Genomic DNA, 16,748 nt, shown 5'->3' with positions numbered 1-16,748 from the left:
GGCTCTCAGATCGTGATCGGGTGCTTGAACTCGCCGTAGGACTCGGTCCACGGGCGCTGCTGGTCGTTGCCGATCATGGTGGGGTTGATGACGAGGCCGGTGATCGACCACGCCTTGCCCTGCGCACTCATGCCGCCGTTGACCCAGGTGTGCCACTTCGGCGCCGATGACCCGACGCCGGCGAAGCCGCGCGCACCCAGCCACTTGTCGATGTCCGCGCGGTTCAGCTGCCCGTCGATGCCGGCCAGACGTTCCGCCCACCCATCGAAGCCCCTCTTCGTGAACAGATCGGAACCGAACTGTTTCGAGATGGTGCTCCAGTCGTTCTTCGCGGTGGTACCGACCTGGCGCAGGTTCCACCAGTTCGGGTTGTCCGGGAACTTGCTCGTGAAGGCCCCGATGGCCCGGTCGACGTCCTTCATGTTCGCGGCGATCAGGTCATCGGCGCCGCGGACGAGCCCCGCTTCCTTCGCGATCTGCGTCTCGGCGGACTTGATGCCGCCCTGCAGCGCACCCTTCTGCTCGACCAGGGGCTCGAGGTTCCGCCGGAGCTGGTCGGAGATGGTCTTCGCCGCGCCGAGGCCCTTCGTCCCGACGTCCCGGAGCGCGTTCTGGGTGAAGCCGGACATCGCACCGTCGACGTGCTGCACGGCTCCGGTCTTGCCGCCGATCTGGGTCTTCAGGCTGTTGATCCGCTGGATCGCGTCGGATCGGAACTCCTTGAGGGGCGCCAGACGCTCGCCGAGCTTGGCGGTCATCGAGGTCTTGCCGGCCGAGAGCCCGCTCTTCACGGCGACCGACGTGGCCTTCGTGATGCCCGACCCGATCCCCAGCGTGGCGACACCGACGACGGCCATGACCAGGTCGAAGACGTTGCCCTCGCCCAGTGCGACGAGCCCGAGCTGGGCGACCAGCCCCACACCGGCGGCGACCGCACCCATGATCGCCAGGACGCCGACGCCCGGGATCAGGATCGCCAGCGCCGCCAGGGCGATGCCGATGTAGGTGAAGATCTTGACGATCAGCTTGAGCAGCTTCGAGAAGAACGCCTTGATCTTGTCGCCGAGCGTGTCGTGCAGTCCGTCATGCCACGACGCCCGGATCGTCGCGGCGGCAGCCTTGCCTGCGGCAGTGATGCCGTCGAGCGCCCGGTGCAGTCGGGCCTTCGCCGCGTCGGCGTCCCCCTGGGCGGCGGACGACGCCCGGCCCTTGGCGCTGACGGCGTCCTGCTCCTCGGTCGTCATCGGCGGGGCGTCCTGCGCGCGGTCCTTCGACGGGTCGGGCATCGACGCGGCACGGGTCCCGGCGGCGTCGGCCTCCTCGGCGTCCTGCAGAGCACCGGCGCTCTCGTCGAGGGCGTGCTGCAGTTCGGGCAGGTACGCCGTCAGGGCGTCCCTGATGGCGTCGTATCGGCCGGACATCTTCGTCAGCGAGGCGGCGACCTCCTTGCTCTTCTTCCGCACGGCGTCGGCCGTCGCGCCCTTGAACTGCGCGTCGTCGCCGTCACCGATGCGCCGGAGCACGTCGGCTTCCGAGGTGATCTCCTCGGCGATGGTCTTGTAGTACGTGACCAGTTCCTGCACCACGGGGACGTCGGCCACGACCGGGTCGGACGACTGGTCGAGCAGGGCCCAGTTCCCACCGCGGGCCGGCATCAGGCACCACCGTCGGTCGGGTGGGACTCGGTGGTGAGCTTCTCGGAGAGGTCGTGCTCGAGGTCGGTGAAGTTCTCGGTCGCCTTCTGCATCTTCTCGTGCAGGTCCTTGACGGCGCCCTTCATCTTGTTGCGGTGGATCTTCCAGTCGCCGGAGAAGTCGTGCATCGCCTTCTGCACGTCGTGCTGGCCGTAGACGTCGCTGAGCGCCCGGTCGTCGGACTTCTGGTGCTCGAGTTCGTCGGAGATGTGCTGCAGCTTGGTGGCCGAGTCCTCGAGGACGGCCGAGGTGATGATGAGGTCTGCCATGGTGCTCCCGATCAGTCGTGCCGGAGGTGAACGGGTCGGGGCCCCACCGAACGGCGGGGCCCCGGTCCGGAAGCGGACTACTTGATCGCGTTCGCCAGCTCGGAGTCCGTCTGCTGCAGGGCCTCGGCGGCCTTGTTGAGGTACGTGGACATGCCCTCGAGACCCTCGATGGTCTTCGTGGCACCGTCGTTGAACTCCTGGTACGAGTTGCCGAACGCGACGGAGGACTGGTCGGTCACGTAGCCGCCCGAGATGAGCGAGTCGACCAGCGACTTCAGCTCGCGGAGCTTCGAGGTGATGTCCTGCTCGCCGTTGACCAGACGGGTCGCGGCATCCTGCATCTCGCCGTAGGTGACGTTCAAGTTGGGCATTGCGTGCTCCTGTCAGTCGCATCGCACCCGGTCTCGCTCGGTCGGGTGCGCCCCCCGGATGAGGGACTGCCGAGAGGTTATTCCGGGTCGGTACGACCCGGCGGGGTACGTTTCCGCACCACCGTGCGATCGGCTGCTACACACCGATGTGCACATTCCAGCATGCCGGTCCGGCCCGCCTGGAGGATCGGGGGCGCGTCCGCAACGCCCGTCGCGCAGAATTGTCATGTCACCCGACAAACAATCTTCTCGCGTCCGGCGTGTCGCCCTGGTACGAAAAGCGCGCGGGTCCTCCCAACGGAGGACCCGCGCCCGGCTCAGAACCCGTGCGTGAGGGTCTTCGCCGCCTCGTTGTACCCGGGCAGACGCTGCTGGTCGGTGCCGAAGCCGGTCGGCTTGAGGCCCTGGCCGTACACGATCGTGTTGCCCCAGCTCGCGATCACCCGGCCGCCGGAGGCCCACTTGTGCCAGGCGGGCGTCGTCGCGATCTCGACGCCGTACTTCGACCACATCTCCTTCTGCATGGCCGCCATCTCGTGGTGACGGTCGACGCTGAACAGCCGCTCGGCACGCCAGTCGCCGCGCTTGAACACGTCGGCGATCTTCACCTTGTCCTCGGCCCAGAGCGTCTTGTTCGGGTGCCACCAGTTCGGCTTCTCGCGGAACTTGCCGATGCTGGTCAGGCTCTTCGCGTTGCCCAGCGCCTTCTGGGTCTCCGCGATCTCCTTCTGCACCGCACGCAGTGACGCCAGCCGCTCGGGGAAGCCCTTCGCGCCGTACCGCGGGTTGAACGCCCGCTCGAGCGCCGCAGACCGCGCCGTGCCGAGCTTCTCGAGCGAGGCGGTCGCGTTCTTCTGGAACCCCACCGAGCTCTTCGCGATGCCCGCGGTCTTCATCGTCGACACGGCCTTCGTCAGCGCACCACCGGCACCGACGAGCACGAGTCCGACGGCCGAGGTGATGACGTCCAGCCACGAGCCCTCACCCATGCCCGCCAGGGTGATGTTCGCCACGAGGACCACCGAGGCCGCGACCGCCGCCATGAACGTGAACATCCCGACGCCCGGGATGAGGATCGCCAGGGCAGCCAGCGCGATGCCGATGTACGTGAAGATCTTGACCAGGATCTTCAGCAGCTTCGAGAAGAACGCCTTGATCTTGTCGCCGAGGGTGTCGTGCAGCCCGTCGTCCCAGGCCGCCCGGATCGTCGTCGCGGCGGCCTTGCCGGCGCCGTTCAGCGCGTCGACCGATCGACGCAGGCGGGCGGTCGCGGCATCAGCGTCGGCCTTCGCACCCTCCACCGCCCGGTGCTTCGCGTCGATCTGCCCCTGCTCGTCGCTCGTGATCGCCGGTGCGTCCGAGGCCCGGTTCTGCGACGGGTCGGGCATCGAGCCAGCCCGACTGCCGGAGGCCTGGGCGTTCTCGGCGTCCTGCAGCGCGGCGGCGGACTCGGCGAGCCCCCGCTCGAGCTCCGGCAGGTACCCCTTCAGCGCGTCCCGGATCGCGTCGTAGCGTCCGGAGAGCTTCGTGAGGGAACCGGCCACCTCGCCGCTCTTCTTGCGGACCGCGTCGGCCGTCGCGCCCTTGAACTGGCTGTCGTCGCCGTCGCCGATGCTCTTGAGGACAGCTGCCTCGGAGGTGATCTCCTGCGCCATGGTCGAGTAGTAGGTCACGAGCTCCTGCACGACGGAGACGTCGGCCACCATCGGGTCCGACGCTTCGCCGACGAGGGCCCAGTTGCCACCACGGGCGGGCATCAGGCGGCCCCACCGTCGGTCGGCTGCGACTCGGTCGTCAGCTTCTCGGTCAGGTCGTGCTCGAGGTCGGTGAAGTTCTCGGTCGCCTTCTGCATCTTCTCGTGCAGGTCCTTGACGGCGCCCTTCATCTTGTTCCGGTGGATCTTCCAGTCGCCGGAGAAGTCGTGCATCGCCTTCTGCACGTCGTGCTGGCCGTACACATCGGTCAGGGCGCGGTCGTCCGACTTCTGGTGCTCGAGCTCGTCCGAGATGTGCTGCAACTTGGTGGTTGAGTCCTCGAGGACGGCTCTGGTGATGATGAGGTCTGCCATGGGTGCTCCCGATCGATGCCCGTGCCGGTGGAGGTGGACCGGGCGGCCCGTCGTCGGGCCGCCCGGTGTCCCGCGCTACTTGATGGCGTTGGCGAGCTCGGTGTCGGTCTGCTGCAGGGCCTCGGCGGCCTTGTTCAGGTACATCGACATGCCCTCGAGACCCTCGATGGTCTTCGTGGCACCGTCGTTGAACTCCTGGTACGAGTTGCCGAACGCGACCGAGGACTGGTCCGTGACGTACCCGCCGGAGATGAGCGAGTCGACGAGCGACTTCAGCTCACGGAGCTTCGAGGTGATGTCCTGCTCGCCGTTGACCAGGCGGGTGGCGGCATCCTGCATCTCGCCGTAGGTGACGTTCAAGTTGGGCATGTGGTGCTCCTGATCTCGATTTTCGTTCACCCCCGGTACTGGAGGCCTCGACGAACGTACCGAGCGGTCGACCCCCGGACGAGGGCCTTCAACTCCTGTTCACCGAGCGTTCGTCAGGAATGCGTTCCGTGACCCGCACCACGCGCCGGGGAACGCAGAAGGGCGGGCCTCCCACTGGGGGAGACCCGCCCTTCCGGCGGTGCTGGTGCTGCCGGAGCAGCGACCGGACTACTTCGCGGCGACGACCTTCAGCGAGATGGTCGCGACGATGTCCTCGCGCAGACGCACGGTGGCCTCGTGGTCACCGACGGTCTTGATGGTCGCGGGGACCTCGACCTTGCGCTTGTCGAGCGAGCCGACGCCCTGCGCCTGGACGGCGTCAGCGACGTCACCCGGGCGGACGGAGCCGAAGAGACGACCGTCCTTGCCGGCCTTGACCGACAGCTGGATGGTGGCGTTCTCGAGCTTCATCTTGAGGTCCTGTGCCTCTTCGATGGTGGCGAGCTCGCGTGCGGTGCGAGCAGCACGGATCGACTCGATCTGCTTCTCGCCGCCCTTCGACCACGACACGGCGAAGCCCTGCGGGATCAGGTAGTTGCGGGCGTAGCCGTTCTTGACGTCGACGACGTCACCGGCGGAACCGAGGCCAGAGACCTCGTGGGTGAGGATGAGCTTCGACATTCGTCGACCTCCGATCAGCGGCCGGAGCCGGCGTAGGGGAGGAGCGCCATCTCACGGGCGTTCTTCACGGCACGGGCGATGAGGCGCTGCTCCTGGACGGAGACGCCGGTGATGCGACGGGCGCGGATCTTGCCACGCTCCGAGATGAACTTGCGAAGGGTCGCAACGTCCTTGTAGTCGATGACGCCGACCTTGATCGCCTTCGCGGGAGCGGCGTTCTTGCCGCCCTTACCGCGAGGCTTCCGGCGGTCGCCGGTGCTCTTTCCAGCCATTGTGTGTCCTTAGAGAAGAAGAAGTTGTGTCGTCAGACCGCTGAGGATCAGAACGGGGTCTCGTCGTCGTAGGTGCCGCCGGGGGTGGACCACACGTCGTTCGACTGTGCGTTCCCGCCACCCTGCTGACCACCCTGCGGCGACCACGGGGCGTCGGACTGACCGCCACCGTTGCCACCGGACGCGCCACCGTTGTAGCCGCCGTTGCCACCGCCGGAGGAGTTGCCCCCACCGACCTGGCCACGGCCACCACCGGCGCCACCACCACTGCCACCCGGTGCACGGGTGATCTGGGCGGTCGCGTACCGCAGCGAGGGGCCGATCTCGTCGACCTCGAGCTCGATGCTCGTTCGCTGCTGACCCTCACGGTCCTGGTAGGAACGCTGACGGAGACGACCCTGCGCGATGACGCGCGAGCCCTTCGTCAGCGACCCCGCCACGTGCTCGGCGAACTCGCGCCACACACTCGCACGGAGGAACAGCGCGTCGCCGTCCTTCCACTCGTTCGCCTGACGGTCGAACGTGCGAGGAGTCGACGCGATGGTGAAGTTCGCCACGGCGAGCCCGTTCTGCGTGTACCGCAGCTCCGGGTCCGCGGTGAGGTTGCCCACCACCGTGATGACGGTTTCGCCGGCCACGGGCTACTCGGCGCTCGCGGTCGTGGCGGCCGAGGCCGACGCGTTGGCGGCCTTGCGGGCGGCACGGGCTTCGTCGCGCTGCTTCTGCGCGGCGACCTGGGCCATGCCCTCTTCGGCGCGGAGGACCTTGGTGCGCAGGACGGCCTCGGAGAGACCGAGCTGGCGGTCCAGCTCCTTGGCGGAGTCGGCGGACGACGTGAAGTTCACGACGGCGTAGATGCCCTCGGTCTTCTTCGCGATCTCGTAAGCGAGCCGGCGACGGCCCCAGACGTCCACGTTGTCGACGGTGCCACCGTCGTTGCGGATGACCGCGAGGAACTTGTCCAGGCTGGGAGCGACGGTGCGCTCATCGATCTCGGGGTCGAGGATCGCCATCAGTTCGTACTGGTGCATGCGGAACCCACCTCCTCTGGTCTCAGCGGCCCCGGGCAGTTCCCGGGACAGGAGGGTTGATGCATGTGCCCCGGCACGCAGAAGGCGCGCGAGACAACCTGCCCATCGTAGCGGACGGCCTGGAGGCGCGCCACCGTCGAGCGGATCAGCCCTCGTCGCGGGACGCCCACCAGGCGCGGAGTCGCGCTTCGGCGTCCTCGGGCCCGAGCGGGCCCTCGTCCATCCGCGCCTCGAGGAGGAAGCGGTACGCGTCGCCGACGGCGCGCCCCGGCGGGATGTCGAGGATCCGCATGATGTCGTCCCCGGAGAGGTCGGGACGCATGGAGTCGAGTTCTTCCTGCTCCGCGAGGACGGCGATCCGGGCCTCCAGGTCGTCGTACGCGAACCCGAGCCGGTCCGCCTTCCGACGGTTCCGGGTGGTGACGTCCGAGCGGGTGAGCTCGTGCAGCCGCTCGAGCTGGTCGCCGGCGTCACGGACGTAGCGGCGGACGGCCGCGTCGGTCCAGGCGCCCTCGGTGTAGCCGAAGAACCGCAGGTGCAGCTCGATCAGCCGCGAGACCGAGGCGATCGTGTCGTTGTCGAAGCGCAGGGCCCGCAGCCGCTTCTTCGCCAGCTTCGAGCCGACCAGGTCGTGGTGGTGGAAGCTGACGGCGCCGCCCGGCTCGAGCTTCCGGGTCGCCGGCTTGCCGATGTCGTGCAGCAGTGCGGCCAGGCGCAGGACGGTGTCGGGGGCCTCGCCGGGGTGCCGCTCGGCCTCGTACCCGATCGCCTGGGTCAGGACGGTGAGCGAGTGCTCGTACACGTCCTTGTGGTGGTGGTGCTCGTCGATCTCGAGCTTCATCGCGGGGAGCTCGGGCAGGACCAGCTCGGCGATGCCGGAGTCGACCAGCAGCCGGATGCCCTCGACCGGGTCGTTCGTGTTCAGCAGCTTCACGAGCTCGTCCCGCACGCGCTCGGCGGAGATGTTCTCGATCGAGTCGGCGAGGTCCGTCATCGCGTCACGGACGTCGTCGGACACGGTGAAGCCGAGCTGGGCCGTGAACCGGGCGGCGCGCATCATCCGGAGCGGGTCGTCGCGGAAGGACACCCGGGCCGCCTGCGGGGTCGCCAGGCGCTGCGCGAGCAGGTCCTCGACACCGCCGTGCACGTCGACGAGTTCGCGCTGGGGGAGTCGGAGCGCCATCGCGTTGACGGTGAAGTCGCGGCGGAGCAGGTCGGCCTCGATGGTGTCACCGAACGTGACCTCGGGCTTGCGGGTCTCGCCGTCGTAGACGTCACTGCGGTACGTGGTGATCTCGACCTGCTCGCCGCGGACCATGGCGGCGATGGTGCCGAACTGGCGCCCGACGTCCCAGGTGTTGCTGGCGAGGGGCTCGACGATCGCCAGGACGGCGTCCGGGCGGGCGTCCGTCGTGAAGTCGAGGTCGGTCACCGGACGGCCGAGGAAGGCGTCGCGGACGGGCCCGCCGACGAGGGCGAGCTCGTGACCGGCAGCGGCGAACGCCCGTGCGAGGACGTCGACGGTGTCGGTGGCGGCGAGTGCGTCGAGTCGCTCGACGGCCTGGGCTACGGACTGCATGACGCCCACGATCATCCCAGATAGTGGGCCGGAGCACCTGCGCGCTCGCCTGCTGTCATGGTCGTGGCTCATACACTCGTCGTGGCCCGCTCCGACCAGGGCCCTCCCACATGCAGATTCTCCGTACCGTGCTCACCGCCGCCGCGTCCGCCCTGGTCGCCACCGGTCTGGTCATCGCGCCCGCCGCGGTGGACGTCGCCGACGCCGCCACCACCTCGAAGCCCGCGACGCCGGCCGCGGCCCAGGCCGGCACCACGTCGGTCCAGGTGACGCCGTCCGGAAGCGGGGTGATGAACCTCGGTGACGACCTCTCGCTGTCCGTCACTGTGACGAACGACACCGACTCGGCACTGCCCGCGGGCCGCGCGGACCTGGACATCATCCGGCCGGTCGTGGGCACACGCGACATCCTCACCGACTGGATCAACGACACCTCCCCGGACGGTTGGCCCGGCGATCGGATGGACCAGGTGACGATCCCGGAGGTCCCGGCGCACCGATCCGTCACGGTCGACTCGATCTCGGTGCCGTTCGCCGACGTCCGTCTCGGCACGCTCAACCCCTTCGGCGCCCGACGCATCGCGGCCTCGTACATCGCCGGCTCGACCCTCGCCGTCGGACGCTCCGCCTTCACCTGGAACCCCGGACCCGACCCCGCGCCGGTCGACGTCGCGGTGGCGATGCCCGTCACGGTGCCGGCGACCGACGACGGTCTGCTCAGCGCCAACGCCCTGGCCGCCGACACCGCCGTCGACGGCACCCTCACCCAGCAGCTCGACGCGGCCGAGGGCCACAGTGTCGCCCTCGCAGTCGACCCGCGCATCATCGCGTCCATCCGGATCCTCGGCGACGACGCCCCGACCTCGGCGACCGCCTGGCTCGAGCGGCTGGAGGGCCTCCGGAACGAGAAGTTCCCGCTGTCCTACGCCGACGCCGACGTGACGGGGCTGCGCCAGGCCGGGCTGTCGGGCATCGCGGCGCCGATCTCCTTCGACCAGGCCATCGCCGCCGCCGTCGACGCCGACCGGTTCCCCGGGGCCACCCCGAGCCCGACCACCACTCCGGAGCCGACCGACCAGGCGACGGACCCGGCGCAGGACCCCACCGACGGCGCGGGGTCGACCACCCAGACCCCGGGCGACACCGCGACCGAGCCGACCGACACCGCCACCACGGACGCCGCCGACGGCACCGGGAACACCGACGAGACCGACCCCGCCACCATCCCCACCTCGGCCTCGCTGGTGTCCTTCCCCTGGACCGTCGACACCGTTGCCTGGCCGGTCGAGGGCACCGTCTCCGCCGACGACCTCCCCGCCCTCCGCACCGCCGGGTACACCTCGACGATCCTGTCCAGCGGCAACACCTCGGCCGGCCAGGACACCACGGTCGCCGCGGCCGAGCAGGTCTCCTCCACCAAGGCCCTCGTCGCCGACCAGGGGATGTCCGACCTGCTGCGCCAGGCCGCCGACGCGAAGTCCGCACGTGCAACCGACCGCGCGATGGCAACCCTCCGCGCGACCCTCGCCACCGTCGCCGTCCAGGGCAGCGCCACCGGCCCGGTCCTGCTGACCCTCGACCGGTCCTGGCCGACCGACTCCGCGCGTCTGGACCAGGCGCTGGACGCCCTCGAGGACACCGCCTGGATCTCGCCGACGGACTTCTCCACCGTCGTCGACGCCAAGCCCGGGTCGCTGACCCTGCAGAGCAAGGACGACGGCTCCGACCGGCTCACGGTCCTCCGCCGCCTGGTCCGCTCCGAGCAGGCCCTCGTCGGCTTCGCCAGCGCCGTCGCCGACCCGGTCGAGGTCACCGCCCCGGCCCGTCTGCGCACCCTCGCCGCGGCGTCGAACGCCTGGCGTGCGGACACCGACGGACTCACGACCGTCGTGGACGGCATCACCGCGGACGACCAGAAGACCATCGCCAGCGTCGGCATCGTGAACTCGAGTGACATCACACTGCTCGGCGACCGGTCCTCGCTGCCGATCTCGGTGCGGAACCGGTCCGACTGGCCGGTCACGGTGTTCCTGACCGTCACGCCGTCGAACTCGTTCCTGCGCATCGAACGGAACGCGGTCGAGGTCACGATCCAACCCCGCTCCTCGACCCGCACCACGTTCCCGGTGCAGTCGGTCGCGAACGGCAAGGTCGCCCTGTCGATGGCGCTGACGAGCGCGAGCGGTGCCCGCATCGCCACCCCCGCGACGGTCGAGATCAACGTGCAGGCGCAGTGGGAGACCGTCATCACGGCCCTCGCCGCGATCGCCGTCGTCGTCGTCTTCGGCCTGGGGATCCTCCGCAACGTCCGCCGCCGTCTGCGTCGCCGCAACGGCGAACCGGAACCGGAGGAGGACGACGACCCCAACCGGCCCCTCGAGGTCCAGCCCCCCGGGCCCGGCGAGCCCCCGGTGGACGCCGACGCCACACCGTCGGCCGACGCCTCCCGGCCTGCCGACGCCTCCCGGTCGGCTGACCTCGCCCAGCCTGGAGGCCCGACCACCGTCCCCGGCGCCGCCTCCGCGATCGCCGCGGCCAGCTCCGGCACCGACACCGTCGGTGGGGACGGCGACCGTCTCGAGGACGCGATCGCGCGTGCCGGGGTCGAGTCGAGCCTCCCGTCCGACCACCGCCCCGAGGAGCCGACCATCAGCACCACCCAGCCCAGCGCCGAGGTCGACGCCGAGCAGGGCGAGGGGCGTGGCCTCGGCCGGGCCAGCGCCATGCTCGCGGCGGGGACGATGATCTCGCGCCTGCTCGGGTTCGCGAAGACGTTCGTGCTCGCCTACGCGATCGGCCAGACGAACTCGCCGTCGGCCGACGCGTTCGCGGTCTCGAATCAGCTGCCGAACAACATCTACGCGCTCATCGCCGGTGGCCTGCTGTCCGCCGTGCTCATCCCGCAGATCGTGCGCTCGATGTCCCAGAACAGCGACGGCGGCCGTGCCTACGTCAACAAGATCGTCACGCTCGGCGGCTCGGCCTTCATCGTCATCACGATCGTCGCGACCTCGCTCGCACCGTTCCTGGTGCGGCTGTACTCCTCGCAGGCACACGACGGCAAGGGCTTCTCGCCCGCCACCACCGACCTGGCCGTGGCGTTCGCGTTCTGGTGCCTGCCGCAGATCCTCTTCTACGCGATCTACTCACTGCTCGGTGAGGTCCTGAACGCCAAGCAGGTCTTCGGTCCGTTCACCTGGGCACCGCTCATCAACAACGTCATCGCGATCTCGGGCCTCGTCGTCTTCATCGCGCTGTTCGGCAACCGTGCCGTGAACTCCGGTACGGACGACTGGACACCGCTGAAGATCGCCGTCCTCGCCGGCAGCGCATCGCTCGGGGTGCTCGCGCAGGCCGCCTTCCTGCCGTTCTTCTGGAAGCGTGCCGGCTTGACCTTCCGCCCCGACTTCCGGTGGCGTGGCGTCGGCCTGAAGGCCACCGGCACCGCCGCGGGCTGGCTGTTCGCGATGATCCTCGTCACGCAGCTCGCCGGCATCGTGCAGTCGCGCGTCGCCTCGCTCGGCTCCGGGAACGCCGGCAACGCCGTGCTGCAGAACGCCTGGCTGCTGTTCATGCTGCCGCACTCGATCATCGCCGTGTCGATCGCCACCGCGTACTTCACGCGCATGAGCCACGACGCCGAACGGGGGGACCTGGCGGCCGTCCGACGGAACCTGTCGCTGTCGCTCCGGATCGTCGGGCTGTTCACCGTGTTCTCGTCGGTGGCACTGATGGTCGTCGCGGTGCCGTTCGGACGGATGTTCTCGAACACCTTCGACGGGGCGCTGTCGATCGGCGCGGTCCTGCTCGCCTACATGCCGGGCCTGGTGCTGTTCAGCATGCTCTTCATCATCCAGCGGGTGTTCTGGGCGATGCACGACCACCGGACGCCGTTCCTCATGCAGCTCGTGCAGTCCGGGCTGTTCGTCATCGGGGCCCTCGCCGTCACGACCCTGCCCGGCGACGTCATCGGCCTCGCCGTCGCCGCCTGCACCACCGTCGCCGGGTCCGCCCAGACCGTCGTGGCACTCGTCATCGTCCGTCGTCGTCTCGACGGCATCGAAGGACCGATCGTCACGCGCTCGCACCTGCAGTTCGTCGTCGCGGCGGTCGTCGCCGGTGCCGTCGGCCTGGTCGTCGTGAACTTCTTCGGTGCCTTCAGCGAAGACGGCTTCGCGATGGCGGACTTCACCGGTGCGGCGATCACCGTCGTGCTCGGCGGGGTCGTCATGGTCGCGGTCTACTTCGGCGGTCTGGTGATCCTGCGGAACGCCGAGATCCGCAGTGCCGTGGACCTCGTCCGCGCACGCCTCGGACGCTGACCGCACAGCCAGGCCGCGGGAATGGCGCGCCGGTACCATTGGTTGACCCGGTCAGCAAGCAACGGAAGGGCAATCACGCATGCGCGAGCTCATCATCATCGGTTCCGGTCCTGCCGGGTTCACGGCCGGCATCTACGCCGCGCGCGCTGAGCTGAAGCCGCTCATCGTCGCCTCGAGTGTCGAGACCGGCGGTGAACTCACCAAGACCACCGAGGTCGAGAACTTCCCGGGCTTCCCCGAGGGCGTCCAGGGCCCCGACCTCATGATCAAGATGCAGGAACAGGCCGAGAAGTTCGGTGCCGAGGTCCTGTACGACGACGCCGTCTCGGTCGACCTCACCGGTCAGGTCAAGAAGGTCACGGTCGGCTCCGGCGAGACGTACGAGGCCCTCACGGTCATCTACGCCACGGGTTCGGCGTACCGCCACCTGGGCCTCCCCGACGAAGAGCGCCTGTCCGGCCACGGCGTCTCCTGGTGCGCAACGTGCGACGGCTTCTTCTTCCGTCAGAAGAACATCGCCGTCGTCGGCGGTGGCGACTCCGCGATGGAAGAGGCCACGTTCCTCACCCGCTTCGCCGACAAGGTGACGGTCATCCACCGCAAGGACTCGCTGCGTGCGTCGAAGATCATGCAGGACCGCGCGATGAACGACCCGAAGATCGAGTTCGCCTGGAACAAGGAGGTCACCGGCATCACGGGTGACTCCGCGGTCGATGGCGTCACGCTCAAGGACACCGTCACCGGGGAAGAGTCCTCGCTCGCCCTCGACGGCCTGTTCATCGCGATCGGCAACGACCCGCGCACGCACCTGGTCCACGGCCAGCTCGAGATCGCTCCCGAGGGCACGCTCGCGGTCGAGGGTCGCACCTCCCGCGCCGTCGGCGTCCCGGGTGTCTTCATCGCCGGCGACGTGCTCGACCCGACGTACCGCCAGGCGATCACCGCCGCCGGTTCCGGTGCGGTCGCAGCGCTCGACGCCGAGAAGTACCTGGCCGACCTCGACCACGACCTGACCGACCAAGCCGAGGGTGTCACCCCGGCCGAGGCGATCATCGACGTCACCGCCCGGGTCTGACCCCGGCCCTGCACGCCACGGGAATGCGCATCGCTGCGTCCCCGTTCACCACACCGAACCGACTTCCCGTCGAAGGAGCAAACATGTCCAGCGCAAAGGCAGTGACCGACGCCACGTTCGAGGCCGAAGTCCTCAAGTCCGACAAGACGATCCTCGTCGACTTCTGGGCTGAGTGGTGCGGCCCGTGTCGCGCGGTCTCGCCGATCCTCGACCAGATCGCCGCGGAGCACGCCGACAAGATCGAGATCGTCAAGCTCAACGTCGACGACAACCCCCAGTCGGCCATGAACTACCAGATCACGTCGATCCCGGCGATGAAGGTGTTCAAGGGCGGCGAGGTCGTCAAGACCGTCATCGGCGCCAAGCCGAAGCCGGCCCTCGAGGCCGACCTCGCGGACTTCCTCGCGTAGGGATCCGCCACACAGACGCGGACGCCCCGCCCTCCATTCCATCGGAGGGCGGGGCGTCCGTCTGTCTGGAGGCCCGCCCACCGTCCGCCGCCCTGCTGACGCTGGATGGGCCTCCAGGCCGGCAACAGGCCACGGATCGCCGATCGGCCTGTGACGCGGAGCGACGGACGCCCGGCTGCATGTCGTACTGTGGCGAGAACGACCGAGTGGAGGAAACTCGATGACGAACGGCAACAGTCTCGACCCCTGGTACGACTCCTACGCCCAGCGCACCGCCGGGCTGAGCGCCTCCGAGGTCCGAGCTCTGTTCGCCGTCGCGTCGAGGCCCGAGGTGGTCTCGCTCGCCGGCGGCATGCCCTTCGTCTCCGCGCTGCCGCGTGAGCTCGTGACCGGCTCACTCGACCGAGTGATGGCCGAGGACGCCGCGATGGCGCTGCAGTACGGCGGCGGACAGGGCCTGCGGTCCCTCCGCGAGCACATCGTCAACGTGATGTCCCTCGAGGGCATCCGCGCCAGCGCCGAGGACGTCGTGGTGACCACGGGGTCGCAGCACGCCCTGGACCTCGTCACACGCCTGTTCATCGACCCGGGCGACGTCGTCCTGGCCGAGTCCCCGTCATACGTGGGCGCCATCGGTGTGTTCCGCTCGTACCAGGCCGAGACGGTCCACGTGGCGACCGACGAGCTCGGTCTGGTCCCGGAGGCCCTGCGCGAGACGATCGCCCGTCTGCGGGCCGCTGGCAAGCGGATGAAGTTCCTCTACACGATCCCGAACTTCCACAACCCCGCGGGCGTCACGATGAGCCGGGAGCGCCGCATCGAGGTGCTCGACATCTGCCGCTCGAACAACATCCTGGTGCTCGAGGACAACCCCTACGGACTGCTCTGGTTCGACGAGCCCGCGCCGCAGGCGATCCGCTCGATCGACGACGAGGGTGTGGTCTACCTCGGCTCGTTCTCGAAGACCCTCGCGCCCGGGTTCCGCGTCGGGTGGGCCCTCGCGCCGCACGCCATCCGCGAGAAGCTCGTGCTCGCCAACGAATCCGCCGTCCTCGCCCCGAACTCGTTCGGGCAGTACGTGGTGAACGCGTACCTCGACGCCGCGGACTGGAAGGGTCAGGTCGACACCTTCCGCGGCATCTACGCCGAACGCCGGGACGCCATGCTCTCGGCACTGGGGGAGTTCCTGCCCGACCTCAGCTGGACGGTCCCGAACGGTGGGTTCTTCATCTGGCTCACCTTGCCGGAGTCGCTCGACTCGAAGGGCATGCTGCCCCGGGCCGTGAAGGAGCTGGTCGCTTACACCCCGGGCACCGCCTTCTTCGCCGACGGCCGCGGCGCCGGCAACATCCGCCTGTCGTTCTGCTACCCCACGCCGGAGCAGATCCGCGTCGGCGTGAAGCGGCTGGCATCGGTCGTGAACGACGAGCTCGAACTGGTCGAGACCTTCGGGTCCGCCAGCCGGTCGAGCACGTCGGTGAGCACAACGTCGGTCAGCTCACCGCAGCCGAACATGCCCTGATCAGGCTTTTCCATCGTTCCACCCCGTCCGTAGAGGATCCCGCCCATGGCTGAGTTCGCCCGCCGTCACGTCGTCGTCGTCGCCGGGGGGATCTCCCACGAACGGGACATCTCGCTGCGCTCCGGTCGTCGAGTCGCGGACTCGTTGACCGGGTACGGGTGGCAGGTCGATCTCCGCGACGCAGACGCATCCCTCCTCCCCGCACTCGCGGCAGACCGACCGGACGTCGTCTGGCCGGCACTGCACGGCGCCTCCGGCGAAGACGGCGCGCTTCGCGGCATCCTGGAGGCCCTCGACATCCCGTACGTCGGCTCACGCTCGACGTCCGCTCGCCTGGCATGGGACAAGCCCACAGCCTCTGCGCTCGTGTCCCGCGCGGGCGTCCGGACGCCGCGCTCGATCACGCTGTCGCACGACGTCTTCCGCGAACTCGGGGCCGTCGGGGTCCTGCAGGCCATCGCCTCCGAGCACCCGGTGCCGCTCGCGGTGAAGCCGGCCCGGGGTGGCAGCGCGCAGGGCGTCACCCTCGTCGAGAACGTCGAGGACCTGCCGCGGGCGATGGTTGCCGCCTACACGTACTGCGAGGACGCGGTCGTCGAACAGCTGATCCGCGGGACTGAGATCGCCGTCGGGATCATCGACACCGGGGACGGGCCACTGGCACTGTCGCCGGTGGAGATCGTGCCGCGCAACGGGTTCTACGGGTACGAGGCTCGGTACAACGCGGGGGAGACGACGTTCTTCACCCCCGCACGGCTGAGCGAGGAGCAGTCACACGCTGCCTCTGCTGCTGCGATCCTGGCGCACCGGGCCCTCGGGCTACGGCACGTGTCTCGCGTGGACATCATCATCGACGGGGCTGGGACGCCGTGGTTCCTCGAGGCGAACGTGCTGCCTGGGCTCACCGAGACATCGCTCGTGCCGCAGGCGCTCTCGGCGTCGGGCTTCGATCTCGGGTGGACCTACGCCGAGCTCGCTGAGCAGGCCATCCGCGACCACTCGGCCTGAGGTCGGTAGCCAGTCGGGTCCCTCTCCTTCCAGAGGGTGATGCGCTCCTGGTTGACTCCGTGGATTGTTCCACGTGG

The 16,748-nt window shown here is 69.1% G+C and carries 16 protein-coding genes; 5 read left to right on the top strand and 11 right to left on the bottom strand.

The annotated features are described in order from the left end of the window. Positions 1-5 precede the first annotated feature (5 nt). From QL987_RS08035 to QL987_RS07985, 11 genes are all read right to left on the bottom strand, one after another. On the bottom strand, positions 6-1,655 hold the full coding sequence (locus tag QL987_RS08035) for a hypothetical protein (RefSeq protein WP_290157097.1): 1,650 nt from the start codon (positions 1,653-1,655) through the stop codon (positions 6-8). After that, a complete protein-coding gene (locus QL987_RS08030) occupies positions 1,655-1,963 on the bottom strand; it encodes a hypothetical protein (RefSeq protein WP_111075296.1) in 309 nt (102 codons plus the stop codon). The genes QL987_RS08035 and QL987_RS08030 overlap by 1 nt, the downstream gene beginning before the upstream one ends. Before the next feature lie 77 nt (positions 1,964-2,040). After that, on the bottom strand, positions 2,041-2,334 hold the full coding sequence (locus QL987_RS08025; RefSeq protein ID WP_111075297.1) for a WXG100 family type VII secretion target: 294 nt from the start codon (positions 2,332-2,334) through the stop codon (positions 2,041-2,043). 317 nt (positions 2,335-2,651) lie between these two features. Further along, positions 2,652-4,091 carry a hypothetical protein gene (locus QL987_RS08020; RefSeq protein ID WP_111075298.1) on the bottom strand — a complete coding sequence of 480 codons (1,440 nt, stop codon included), beginning with the start codon at positions 4,089-4,091 and terminating at the stop codon, positions 2,652-2,654. Then, complete coding sequence (locus tag QL987_RS08015) at positions 4,091-4,402, bottom strand: hypothetical protein (RefSeq protein ID WP_253465832.1); 312 nt, start codon at positions 4,400-4,402, stop codon at positions 4,091-4,093. The genes QL987_RS08020 and QL987_RS08015 overlap by 1 nt, the downstream gene beginning before the upstream one ends. 75 nt (positions 4,403-4,477) lie before the next feature. Next, complete coding sequence (locus QL987_RS08010) at positions 4,478-4,771, bottom strand: WXG100 family type VII secretion target (RefSeq protein WP_111075300.1); 294 nt, start codon at positions 4,769-4,771, stop codon at positions 4,478-4,480. Positions 4,772-4,999: 228 nt separating this feature from the next. Beyond that, a complete protein-coding gene (rplI, locus tag QL987_RS08005; protein WP_166780573.1) occupies positions 5,000-5,452 on the bottom strand; it encodes a 50S ribosomal protein L9 in 453 nt (150 codons plus the stop codon). A 14-nt stretch (positions 5,453-5,466) separates the two neighbouring features. Continuing rightward, on the bottom strand, positions 5,467-5,724 hold the full coding sequence (rpsR, locus tag QL987_RS08000; RefSeq protein ID WP_056121021.1) for a 30S ribosomal protein S18: 258 nt from the start codon (positions 5,722-5,724) through the stop codon (positions 5,467-5,469). 47 nt (positions 5,725-5,771) lie between these two features. Beyond that, positions 5,772-6,362 (bottom strand): single-stranded DNA-binding protein, encoded by a 591-nt coding sequence (locus QL987_RS07995; RefSeq protein WP_111075302.1) that lies wholly within the window; start codon positions 6,360-6,362, stop codon positions 5,772-5,774. Between the two features lie 3 nt (positions 6,363-6,365). Continuing rightward, positions 6,366-6,755 (bottom strand): 30S ribosomal protein S6, encoded by a 390-nt coding sequence (rpsF, locus tag QL987_RS07990; protein ID WP_111075303.1) that lies wholly within the window; start codon positions 6,753-6,755, stop codon positions 6,366-6,368. A 145-nt stretch (positions 6,756-6,900) separates the two neighbouring features. Beyond that, entirely contained in the window at positions 6,901-8,334 is a 1,434-nt protein-coding gene (locus QL987_RS07985; protein ID WP_111075402.1) for a CCA tRNA nucleotidyltransferase, read from the bottom strand. Between the two features lie 110 nt (positions 8,335-8,444). Here QL987_RS07985 and QL987_RS07980 point away from each other — a divergent pair, with 110 nt between their 5' ends. From QL987_RS07980 to QL987_RS07960, 5 genes are all read left to right on the top strand, one after another. Then, positions 8,445-12,656, top strand: coding sequence for a DUF6049 family protein (locus QL987_RS07980; RefSeq protein ID WP_290157096.1), 4,212 nt, complete (start codon positions 8,445-8,447; stop codon positions 12,654-12,656). Between the two features lie 79 nt (positions 12,657-12,735). Continuing rightward, the gene (gene trxB / locus QL987_RS07975) at positions 12,736-13,731 is read left to right on the top strand and encodes a thioredoxin-disulfide reductase (protein WP_111075305.1); all 996 of its coding nucleotides are present in this window, start codon (positions 12,736-12,738) and stop codon (positions 13,729-13,731) included. A gap of 83 nt (positions 13,732-13,814) precedes the next feature. After that, positions 13,815-14,141 (top strand): thioredoxin, encoded by a 327-nt coding sequence (trxA, locus tag QL987_RS07970; protein WP_110902894.1) that lies wholly within the window; start codon positions 13,815-13,817, stop codon positions 14,139-14,141. A gap of 220 nt (positions 14,142-14,361) precedes the next feature. Further along, entirely contained in the window at positions 14,362-15,663 is a 1,302-nt protein-coding gene (locus QL987_RS07965; RefSeq protein WP_290157095.1) for a PLP-dependent aminotransferase family protein, read from the top strand. Between the two features lie 45 nt (positions 15,664-15,708). Beyond that, the gene (locus tag QL987_RS07960) at positions 15,709-16,671 is read left to right on the top strand and encodes a D-alanine--D-alanine ligase (protein ID WP_253465837.1); all 963 of its coding nucleotides are present in this window, start codon (positions 15,709-15,711) and stop codon (positions 16,669-16,671) included. Positions 16,672-16,748 lie beyond the last annotated feature (77 nt).

It is taken from the genome of Curtobacterium sp. APC 4022, assembly GCF_030407555.1.
GTDB lineage: Bacteria > Actinomycetota > Actinomycetes > Actinomycetales > Microbacteriaceae > Curtobacterium.
This window is presented reverse-complemented; position numbering and strand designations above follow the sequence as displayed.

What these genes read in the sequence shown, in the direction of transcription:
- trxA (WP_110902894.1), top strand. Translation starts at nt 13,815, where the DNA reads ATGTCCAGCGCAAAGGCAGTGACCGACGCCACGTTCGAGGCCGAAGTC.
- rpsF (WP_111075303.1), bottom strand. Translation starts at nt 6,755, where the DNA reads ATGCACCAGTACGAACTGATGGCGATCCTCGACCCCGAGATCGATGAG.
- QL987_RS08035 (WP_290157097.1), bottom strand. Translation starts at nt 1,655, where the DNA reads ATGCCGGCCCGCGGTGGGAACTGGGCCCTGCTCGACCAGTCGTCCGAC.
- QL987_RS08010 (WP_111075300.1), bottom strand. Translation starts at nt 4,771, where the DNA reads ATGCCCAACTTGAACGTCACCTACGGCGAGATGCAGGATGCCGCCACC.
- QL987_RS07980 (WP_290157096.1), top strand. Translation starts at nt 8,445, where the DNA reads ATGCAGATTCTCCGTACCGTGCTCACCGCCGCCGCGTCCGCCCTGGTC.
- trxB (WP_111075305.1), top strand. Translation starts at nt 12,736, where the DNA reads ATGCGCGAGCTCATCATCATCGGTTCCGGTCCTGCCGGGTTCACGGCC.
- QL987_RS07960 (WP_253465837.1), top strand. Translation starts at nt 15,709, where the DNA reads ATGGCTGAGTTCGCCCGCCGTCACGTCGTCGTCGTCGCCGGGGGGATC.
- QL987_RS08030 (WP_111075296.1), bottom strand. Translation starts at nt 1,963, where the DNA reads ATGGCAGACCTCATCATCACCTCGGCCGTCCTCGAGGACTCGGCCACC.
- QL987_RS08015 (WP_253465832.1), bottom strand. Translation starts at nt 4,402, where the DNA reads ATGGCAGACCTCATCATCACCAGAGCCGTCCTCGAGGACTCAACCACC.
- rpsR (WP_056121021.1), bottom strand. Translation starts at nt 5,724, where the DNA reads ATGGCTGGAAAGAGCACCGGCGACCGCCGGAAGCCTCGCGGTAAGGGC.
- QL987_RS08020 (WP_111075298.1), bottom strand. Translation starts at nt 4,091, where the DNA reads ATGCCCGCCCGTGGTGGCAACTGGGCCCTCGTCGGCGAAGCGTCGGAC.
- rplI (WP_166780573.1), bottom strand. Translation starts at nt 5,452, where the DNA reads ATGTCGAAGCTCATCCTCACCCACGAGGTCTCTGGCCTCGGTTCCGCC.
- QL987_RS07965 (WP_290157095.1), top strand. Translation starts at nt 14,362, where the DNA reads ATGACGAACGGCAACAGTCTCGACCCCTGGTACGACTCCTACGCCCAG.
- QL987_RS08025 (WP_111075297.1), bottom strand. Translation starts at nt 2,334, where the DNA reads ATGCCCAACTTGAACGTCACCTACGGCGAGATGCAGGATGCCGCGACC.
- QL987_RS07985 (WP_111075402.1), bottom strand. Translation starts at nt 8,334, where the DNA reads ATGCAGTCCGTAGCCCAGGCCGTCGAGCGACTCGACGCACTCGCCGCC.